Raw genomic sequence first — 8,825 nt, forward strand, 5'->3', positions numbered from 1 at the left:
CGCCGCCGCCCTCGGCGGCGCCCTCCACCTCACCTCCGGGCCGTGGCCCGTCACGCTCGCCGCCGCGGGGCTCGTCCTCGCCGCAGCGGGCGCCTGGACGACCGCGCGGGCCGGCGCCTGGCCCGCCACCGACCGGTACGAGGCGTCCCCCGCAGGGGGAGGCGCCATAGCAGAGGACCCGGTGTCGCTGTGGAACGCCCTCGACTCGGGTCAGGACCCCTCGTCGCCTACTATCACGGCATCGGCGCAGGAGAAAGGACCGCGTAGATGAACGTGCTGGAGCAGATCATCACCGAAGTCCGCGCCGATCTCGAGCGGCGCCAGACCGAGACCCCCATCGAAGTCATCCGCGAGCGCGCCGAGGCCGCCCGCGCCCCCCTCGACGGGTACGCCGCCCTCAAGACCGGCGGCGTGAGCGTCATCGCCGAAGTCAAGCGGGCCTCGCCCTCCAAGGGCGCGCTCGCCGACATCCCCGACCCGGCCGTGCTGGCCGCCGAGTACGCCGCCGGCGGCGCCTCGGTCATCAGCGTGCTCACCGAGCAGTCCTACTTCAAGGGCAGCCTCGACGACCTCGACGCCGTGCGCGCGAAGGTCCAGATCCCGGTGCTGCGCAAGGACTTCGTGGTCTCCCCCTACCAGGTCCTGGAGGCCCGCGCCCACGGCGCGGACCTGGTCCTGCTCATCGTGGCCGCGCTCGACCAGGACACGCTCGTGTCCCTGCACGAGCGCATCACCGGACTCGGCATGACCGCGCTCGTCGAGGTCCACACCGAGTACGAGGCCGACCGGGCCATGCGCGCGGGCGCCAAAGTCATTGGCGTCAACGCCCGCGACCTGACTACGCTCGAAGTCGACCGCTCGGTGTTCGAGCGGATCGCGCCGGGCCTGCCCCGGGACGTCGTGAAGGTCGCCGAGTCCGGCGTCCGCGGCACCCGCGACCTGATCCGCTACGCGAGCGCCGGCGCCGACGCCGTGCTCGTCGGCGAAGGGGTCGTCAAGCAGAAGAGCCCGCGCGACGCCGTCCGCGAACTGGTCACCGCCGGGTCGCACCCGGCCACGCCGCGCCCGATCTAGAAGCGAAGGGGAGACAGCCGTGCCCAACCCAGATCCCAGCGGACACTGGGGCGAATTCGGGGGACGGTTCGTCCCCGAAGCGCTCATCGCCGCCCTCGACGAGCTTGAGAAGGCTCACGCCGAAGCGCTCGCCGACCCGGCGTTCACCGCCGAGCTCGACAAGCTCGGCCGCGAGTACGGGAACCTCCCGTCTCCGCTGTACTTCGCCGAGCGCCTCTCCGATGAGACCGGCGTCGAGGTCTGGCTCAAGCGCGAGGACCTCAACCACACCGGCGCGCACAAGATCCGCAACGTCCTCGGCCAGGCGCTCCTGACCAAGCGCATGGGCAAGACCCGGATCATCGCCGAGACCGGCGCGGGCCAGCACGGCGTCGCCGCCGCGACCGCCGCCGCGTACTTCGGCATGGAGTGCACCGTGTACATGGGCGAGGAGGACACCCGCCGCCAGGCCCTGAACGTGGCCCGCATGCGCCTCCTCGGCGCCGAGGTCGTCCCGGTCACGACCGGTTCGCGGACCCTCAAGGACGCCATGAACGAGGCCCTGCGCGAATGGGTCGCCAGCGTCGACCACACGCACTACCTCATCGGCTCGGTCGGCGGCCCGCACCCGTTCCCACAGCTGGTGCGCGACTACTGCCGCGGCATCGGCGACGAGGCCCGCGCCCAGTTCCTGGAGCGCACCGGGACCCTCCCCGACGTCGTCGCCGCGTGCGTCGGCGGCGGCTCGAACGCGATGGGCGTCTTCACCGCGTTCCTCGACGACGAGGCCGTGAAGCTGTACGGCTTCGAGGCCGGCGGCGACGGGTACGACACCGGCCGCCACGCCGCGACCATCACCGCCGGGCAGATCGGCGTCCTCCACGGCGCCCGCACCTTCGTCCTCCAGGACGAGGACGGCCAGACCATCGAGTCCCACTCGATCTCCGCCGGCCTGGACTACCCGGGCGTCGGCCCCGAGCACGCCCACCTCGCCGCGTCAGGCCGCGCCGCCTACGAGCCGGTCGACGACGCCGAGGCCATGGCCGCCTTGGAGAAGCTCGCCCGCACCGAGGGCATCATCTGCGCGATCGAGTCCGCCCACGGCCTCGCCGGGGCGCTGCGCCTCGCGAAGTCCCTGGAGCCGGGCGCGAAGGTCCTGGTGAACCTCTCGGGCCGCGGCGACAAGGACATGGGCAACGTCGTCGAGTACTTCGGCTTCGACGGCGCCTCTGAAAAGCGGGGAGACCACTAGATGCGCGCTGAAGCGGCGTTCGCGAAGACGAAGGCCGAGGGGCGCGCCGCGCTCGTCGGCTACCTCCCGGCCGGGTTCCCGACCCTCGCCGACTCCATCAAGGCCGTCGACATCATGATCGACCACGGCGCCGACATCATCGAGCTGGGCCTGCCCTACTCCGACCCGGTCATGGACGGCCCCGCGATCCAGCGCGCCGCCGACCAGGCCCTCGCCGCCGGGTTCCGCACCCGGCAGGTCTTCGAGGTCACCGAGGCCGTCTCCGGGCGCGTCCCGATCCTCGTCATGACCTACTGGAATTTGGTGGAGCGCTACGGCGTCGACGCGTTCGCGCGCGACTTCAAGGCCGCCGGCGGGGCCGGGCTCATCACGCCCGACCTCATCCCCGACGAGGCCGGCGAATGGATCGCCGCCTCCGACGAGCACGACCTCGACCGGGTCTTCCTCGTCGCGCCGTCCTCCACCGAGGAGCGCATCGCCTCCACAGTGGAGGCGTGCCGGGGCTTCGTGTACGCGCAGTCGGTCATGGGCGTCACCGGCGCCCGCGCCGCCACCTCCGCGGCCGCGCCCGAACTCGTGCGCCGCACCCGCGCCCACACCGACCTGCCGATCGGCGTCGGCCTCGGCGTCCGCTCGGGCGACCAGGCCGCCGAGATCGCCTCCTACGGCGACGCCGTCATCGTCGGCTCCGCGATCGTCAACTGCTACCTCGACACCGACGACGTCCCGGCCGGGCACCAGCGCCTCGCCGAACTCACCGCGGACCTCGCCGAAGGCGTCCGCCGCTAGTCCACATCGGCCCCGCAGACCCGGTCTGCGGGGCCGGATTCTGCCCGCAGTCAGGCCCGCGCCCGGCCGCTCCGCCACCACCCGATAGGTTTTGCGACGTGGACCTTGCTTCAATCCCGAGCCCTTCCGAGTCGGTCTGGCACCTCGGCCCCATCCCGATCCGCGCCTACGCGCTGTGCCTCATCGCCGGCATCGTCGTCGCCTGCTGGATCGCCGAGACCCGCATGCGCCGCCGCGGCGCCCCCGAGTGGGCCGTCCTCGACCTCGCCGTCTGGGCCGTCCCCTTCGGCATCGTCGGCGGCCGCCTCTACCACGTGTTCACCAGCCCCGACGCCTACTTCGGGCCCGACGGCGACCCCTGGAAGATCCTCGCGGTCTGGGAGGGCGGCCTCGGCATCCCCGGCGCGATCCTCCTCGGCGGCGTCGGCGTCTGGCTCGGCTGCCGCCAGCTGAAACTCCCCTTCACCATGGTCGCCGACGCGATCATCGTCGGCATCCCCGTCGCCCAGGCCATCGGCCGCCTCGGCAACTGGTTCAACCAGGAGCTGTACGGCAAGCCCCTCGACGCCTGGTGGGCCGTCGCCATCGACCTCGACCACCGCGTCGCCGGCTACGCCAACTACTCGACCTTCCACCCCACGTTCCTGTACGAACTGCTGTGGAACCTCCTCGCCGTCGCCCTCGTCCTCTGGCTCGCCGACCGCCGCTGGAAGTTCGGCGCCGGCCGCGGCGTCGCCCTCTTCGCGGCCCTGTACTGGACCGGCCGCTTCTGGATCGAGGGCCTGCGCATCGACCCCGCCCAGGACTTCTGGGGCCTGCGCCTCAACCAGTGGGTGAGCATCGTCGTCGTCGTGTTCGCCCTCGCCTACCTCCTGCTCGTGCGCGGCAAGCGCCAGGTCTTCGTCTTCGAAGGCGCCGACCGCGTCGCCGTCGACTGGGACTCCGACGCCGCCAAAGAAGCCGGGTACGTCGACGGCGCCCTGCCCAAGGGCGTCCTCCTCACCGCCCCCGCCGATGAGGACGGGACCCCCGACGGCGACGAAACCGAGGACACTCGACCCGAGGAGGACGGCGTCGCCGACGAGCCGTCCGAAGAACCGTCTGAAGAACCGTCCGACGAGCCGTCTGACGAACCCCAGGCCGACGCGGGCAAGCCCCGCGACGACGCCTGACCGACACCGCTTCCCCCGGGCAGGTGCAGATGCATAACCGTAGAGCCGTAGTCGTCGGCGCCGGCGTCGCCGGGCTCGCCAGCGCGATCGTGCTGTCGAAGCTCGGCTGGCGGGTGGCGCTCCTGGAGCGGCGCGAGCGCCTCAAAGGCGACGACCTCGGCATGATCCTGTGGGCCTCGGGCGTGCGCGCTTTGCGCGCGCTCGGGGTCGACGCGACCCTCGACGCCGCCGGGACCCCGGTGGACCGCTTCGAGATCCGCAACGAGGACCGCCTGGCCAGCTCCTTCGCCGGCGCCATGCTCGGCGCCGACGACGGCACCCCGTCCGTCATGGTCCACAACGCGATGCTCTACGAGGCGCTCGTGTCGCGCCTCGGCGACAGCGTCGAGGTCCACCCCGCGACCCAGGTCGACCGCATCGACATGGTCGACCTCGCCGCGGGGGACAAGTCCCGCCGCTGGGACGCCGACCTCATCGTCACCGCCGACGGCATCGACTCCCCGACCCGCCCGCTCATCGCCCCCGGCTCGCCCACCGTCGACGCCGGCGTCGTCGTCTTCCGCGGGACCATCCCCGCCCACCGCGCCCCCGAACGCTCCGCCGAAGCCGTCGAGATCTACGGCCCCGACCGCCGCCGCTTCGGCTACGGCGACCTCGGCCACGCCGGCGCCTGCTGGTGGGCCACCGTCCCCGGCGGCATGCGCCCCGAGTCCCCGCAGATCCAGCACGAGCTCATCAACCGCTGGTTCGCCGACTGGCCCGCGCCCGTCGGCAAGTACATCGCCGCCACCCGGCCCTCCGAACTCACCCAGCAGTCCGTCCGGTACGTGTGGCCCGTCCCCGGCCGCCTCCACCAGCCCGCCGGGAACGGCGGCATCGTCCTCATGGGCGACGCCGCCCACGGGGTCGCCCCGATCCTCGCCCAGGGCGGCAGCCTCGCCCTGGAGGACGCCGTCACCCTCGGCTGGGCCCTGCGCCGCACCCCCGAGTCCGTCCCCGACGCCCTCGCCTCCTACGACCGGGCCCGCCTGCCGCGCCTCAAGCGCGTCGCCCGGCTCTCGCGCCGCGTCCACACCATCGCCTCCGGCGGCCGCGGCGTCACCCGCGGCCTCCTGCGCGCCGTCCCCGACTCCTGGGTCCAGAGCCAGGCCGCGTCCCTCGCGGACTGGCAGCCGCCCCGCTGACCCGATACCTTCGAGCCCATGCAGATCCGCGACGCCGCCCCCGCCGACTGGCCCGCCATGTGGGCGTTCATGCGCCCCGTCATCGAAGCGGGCGAGACCTACCCGTGGCCGCCGGACACGACCGAGTCGTGGACGCGCACCTACTGGATGGAGCGCCCCCGCCCCGCCTCGCGGCTCGTCGCCGTCGTCGACGGGCAGGTCGCCGGCACCGTCGAGATCCACCCGAACCTCCCCGGCCAGGGCGCGCACGTCGCCAACGCCGGGTTCATGGTCGACCCCGCGTTCGGGCGCCGCGGCATCGGCCGGGCCCTCGGCGAGGCCGCCCTCGCCCGCGCCAAGGACGACGGCTTCCACGCCATGCAGTTCAACGCCGTCGTCGCCACCAACGTCCACGCCGTCAAGCTCTGGCACTCCCTGGGCATGCGGACCCTCGCCCTCATCCCCGGCGGCTTCGACCACCCCAAAGAGGGCCTGGTCGACATGCACCTCATGTTCCGGGAACTGTGAGACGCGCAGGAGCCGAGTAGCATCGCCCTCACCATGAACGAACTGCGCGAGTCGATCCGCTCCCTCGGAATCGCCGACCCGGAGACCGCCGTGGCCGTCCACGCCGTCGCCGGCGCCGACCCCGCCCTCCTCGGCCCCGAACTCCCGCAGGGGTTCGACGGCGTCGCCGACTGGCTCATGACCGGGTACCTCACCCCCGGCAGCCCCCACCTCGAACGCGCCGCCGCCCGCACCGCCGAACTCCTCGGCGAGGAGCCCGACGAGGCCGCCGACGCCGTGCTCGCACTCGTCGTCGTCCGCCCCCGCACCCGCTACGACCTGCGCGCCGGCACCCACCTGGGCGAGGACGACATCGACGCGGTCCTGCCGCGCCTCGAAGCCGCGGGCCTCGTCAGTCCCGCCGCCAACCCCCTCGACCCCGACAATCCCTTCTGGACGTTCACGGACCGCTTGGCGCGCTTCCACTACGCGGTCCTGCGCCCGCACCTGCCGCGCTGGCGCCGCGGGTACATCTCGGAGAAGCTGTGGCGGATGAACCGGGCCCGCTTCGACCGGTACGTCGCCCGCCCCGAGTTCCTGAACCTCGCCCGCGAATGGACCGCCGACGCCGCCGGCGCGTCCTCGACGACGCGGATCACCGTCCCCGACCCGCGGTACCGCCAGATGCGGACCCTCGAACTGTCCGCCTGGGACGCGAAGGGCGAACTGGCCGCGCTGGGGACCGTCCGGTGGCGGTTCAAGATGGTCGAGCGCCAGCTCAAGCGCCTGCGCTACGTCAAGCGGCTCCTCGGCGACCCGGACGTGCCCCTCTACTGCGTCGCCTCCCGCTTCGAGCCGGAGATCACCGGCGACCCCGACCCGGGACTGCGCGCCGTCACCCCCTCGGAACTCCTCGCCGCGGTGCCCGACAGCGCCCCGAAAACTGCCCCTGACGGTGACTTAGACCCCATTTCCCGCCTGGTGGGGGCCGAAACGCGGCGGGTAGGCTGAAGCAATTCTTCCCCGTACCCGGACAACCGAGGAGTGACGATGGCGGCAAGCGTGGACGCGGTAGTGGCGGGAGCCGGTGGCTTCATCGGCGGGCACCTGGTGGCGAGCCTCCTCGCCGAGGGCAAGACCGTCCGGGCCGTCGACGTGAAGCCCCTCGACGAGTGGTACCAGGTCCACACCGAGGTGGAGAACCACCAGAAGGACCTCGCCGACCTCGCCAACTGCCACGAGACCATCGGCGACGGCGCCGCCGAGGTCTACAACCTCGCCTGCAACATGGGCGGCATGGGCTTCATCGAGAACAACAAGGCCCTGTGCATGCTCTCGGTCCTGCCCTCGACGCACATGCTCATGGCCGCCAAGGAGTCCGAGGTCGGCCGCTTCTTCTACTCCTCCTCCGCGTGCGTCTACGCCGGGTACAAGCAGACCGAGGCGAACATCGCCCCGCTGAAGGAGGAGGACGCCTACCCCGCCGACGCCGAGGACGGCTACGGCTGGGAGAAGCTGTTCTCCGAGCGCATGTGCCGCCACTTCCGCGAGGACTTCGGCCTGGAGACCCGCATCGCCCGCTACCACAACATCTACGGGCCGGTCGGCACCTGGGACGGCGGCCGCGAGAAGGCCCCCGCCGCCACCTGCCGCAAGATCGCCGTCGCGGCGCTCACCGGGCAGAAGGAAGTCGAGATCTGGGGCGACGGCGAGCAGACCCGCTCGTTCACCTACATCGACGACTGCGTCCACGGCACCAAGATGTTCACGCGCGGCGACGTCACCGAGCCGCTCAACCTCGGCTCCTCCGAGCTGACCACCATCAACAACCTGTACTACCTGGTCGCCGACATCGCCGGGATCGACATCGAGCTCAAGCACGTCGAAGGTGCCCTGGGCGTCCGCGGCCGCAACTCGGACAACACGCTCATCCAGAAGTACTACGGCTGGGAGCCCTCGATCTCGCTGCGCGAAGGCATGTCGAAGACCTACGCGTGGGTCTACGACCAGGTCAAGGCCACCTACAACCTGTAATGGCCGACCCCAAGCTCCGCCGCGTCGACGTCCTCGGCGTCGGCGTCTCCACCGTCGACCAGCCGATGGCCCTCGCCGAGGTCACCCGCTGGGTCGAGACCGGCGAGCGCCACTACGTGTGCGTCACCGGCGTCCACGGCGTCATGGAGTCCCAGCGGGACCCCGAGCTCCTCGCCATCCACAACGCGTCCGGGCTGACCACGCCCGACGGCATGCCGATGGTGTGGGCCGGGCACAAGGCCGGCGCCGAGTGGATGGACCGCGTCTACGGGCCCGACCTGATGCTCAACGTCCTCTCGCGGGCCGCCGAGCGCGGCTGGTCGTCGTTCCTCTACGGCGGCAAGGACGGCGTGCCCGAGCTCCTCGCCGAGAAGCTCGCCGAGCGCATCCCCGGCGTCAAGTTCGCCGGCATGTACTCCCCGCCGTTCCGGCCCCTCACCGAGGACGAGGACGCCGAGATCGTCAAGCGCATCAACGACTCCGGCGCCCAGCTGGTGTGGGTGGGCCTGTCCACCCCCAAGCAGGAGCGCTGGATGGCCGCGCACCGCGACAAGTTGAACGCCCCCGCCCTCTTCGGCGTCGGCGCCGCCTTCGACTTCCACGCCGGCCTCGTCCCGCAGGCCCCGCCGTGGATGCAGCGCAACGGACTCGAATGGTTCTACCGGCTCACCAAGGAGCCCAAGCGCCTCTGGCGCCGCTACTTCCAGAACAACCCGGCGTACCTGCGCGAGATCCGCAAGCGCCCGCCGTTCCTGCGCGACTAGACGACTCCAACCGCCGCCCGGCCTCGAACGAGGCCGGGCGGCGGTGTCGTACCCCCGTGGCAGGGTTGAAACCGGGGGGCCCACCGATGTC

Annotated in this window: 10 protein-coding genes; all 10 read left to right on the forward strand. The window is 72.0% G+C overall.

Annotation, left to right across the window (positions count from 1 at the left end; genetic code table 11):
- A partial coding sequence (locus tag DI269_RS15105; RefSeq protein WP_198667454.1) for a Trp biosynthesis-associated membrane protein occupies nucleotides 1–271 on the forward strand: 271 nt, incomplete at its 5' end.
- A complete protein-coding gene (gene trpC / locus DI269_RS15110; RefSeq protein WP_112137230.1) occupies nucleotides 268–1,074 on the forward strand; it encodes an indole-3-glycerol phosphate synthase TrpC in 807 nt (268 codons plus the stop codon). The genes DI269_RS15105 and trpC, both read left to right, overlap by 4 nt.
- A 19-nt stretch (nucleotides 1,075–1,093) precedes the next feature.
- Entirely contained in the window at nucleotides 1,094–2,305 is a 1,212-nt protein-coding gene (trpB, locus tag DI269_RS15115) for a tryptophan synthase subunit beta (RefSeq protein ID WP_112137232.1), read from the forward strand.
- A complete protein-coding gene (gene trpA / locus DI269_RS15120) occupies nucleotides 2,306–3,094 on the forward strand; it encodes a tryptophan synthase subunit alpha (protein WP_112137234.1) in 789 nt (262 codons plus the stop codon).
- A 98-nt stretch (nucleotides 3,095–3,192) separates the two neighbouring features.
- The gene (lgt, locus tag DI269_RS15125) at nucleotides 3,193–4,266 is read left to right on the forward strand and encodes a prolipoprotein diacylglyceryl transferase (RefSeq protein WP_112137236.1); all 1,074 of its coding nucleotides are present in this window, start codon (nucleotides 3,193–3,195) and stop codon (nucleotides 4,264–4,266) included.
- Nucleotides 4,263–5,450, forward strand: a complete 1,188-nt coding sequence (locus tag DI269_RS15130; RefSeq protein WP_269814168.1) for an FAD-dependent oxidoreductase — start codon at nucleotides 4,263–4,265, stop codon at nucleotides 5,448–5,450. Before lgt ends, DI269_RS15130 begins: the two co-directional genes overlap by 4 nt.
- 18 nt (nucleotides 5,451–5,468) lie before the next feature.
- Nucleotides 5,469–5,957 (forward strand): GNAT family N-acetyltransferase, encoded by a 489-nt coding sequence (locus tag DI269_RS15135; RefSeq protein WP_112137240.1) that lies wholly within the window; start codon nucleotides 5,469–5,471, stop codon nucleotides 5,955–5,957.
- 33 nt (nucleotides 5,958–5,990) lie between these two features.
- A complete protein-coding gene (locus DI269_RS15140) occupies nucleotides 5,991–6,947 on the forward strand; it encodes a hypothetical protein (RefSeq protein WP_112137242.1) in 957 nt (318 codons plus the stop codon).
- Nucleotides 6,948–6,986: 39 nt separating this feature from the next.
- Nucleotides 6,987–7,970 (forward strand): NAD-dependent epimerase/dehydratase family protein, encoded by a 984-nt coding sequence (locus DI269_RS15145; RefSeq protein WP_112137244.1) that lies wholly within the window; start codon nucleotides 6,987–6,989, stop codon nucleotides 7,968–7,970.
- Nucleotides 7,970–8,734: a WecB/TagA/CpsF family glycosyltransferase gene (locus DI269_RS15150; protein WP_112137246.1), complete on the forward strand. Its 765-nt coding sequence runs from the start codon at nucleotides 7,970–7,972 to the stop codon at nucleotides 8,732–8,734. The genes DI269_RS15145 and DI269_RS15150 overlap by 1 nt, the downstream gene beginning before the upstream one ends.
- The last annotated feature ends 91 nt before the right edge of the window (nucleotides 8,735–8,825 follow it).

Source organism: Glycomyces dulcitolivorans (assembly GCF_003265355.1).
Classification (GTDB): domain Bacteria; phylum Actinomycetota; class Actinomycetes; order Mycobacteriales; family Micromonosporaceae; genus Glycomyces; species Glycomyces dulcitolivorans.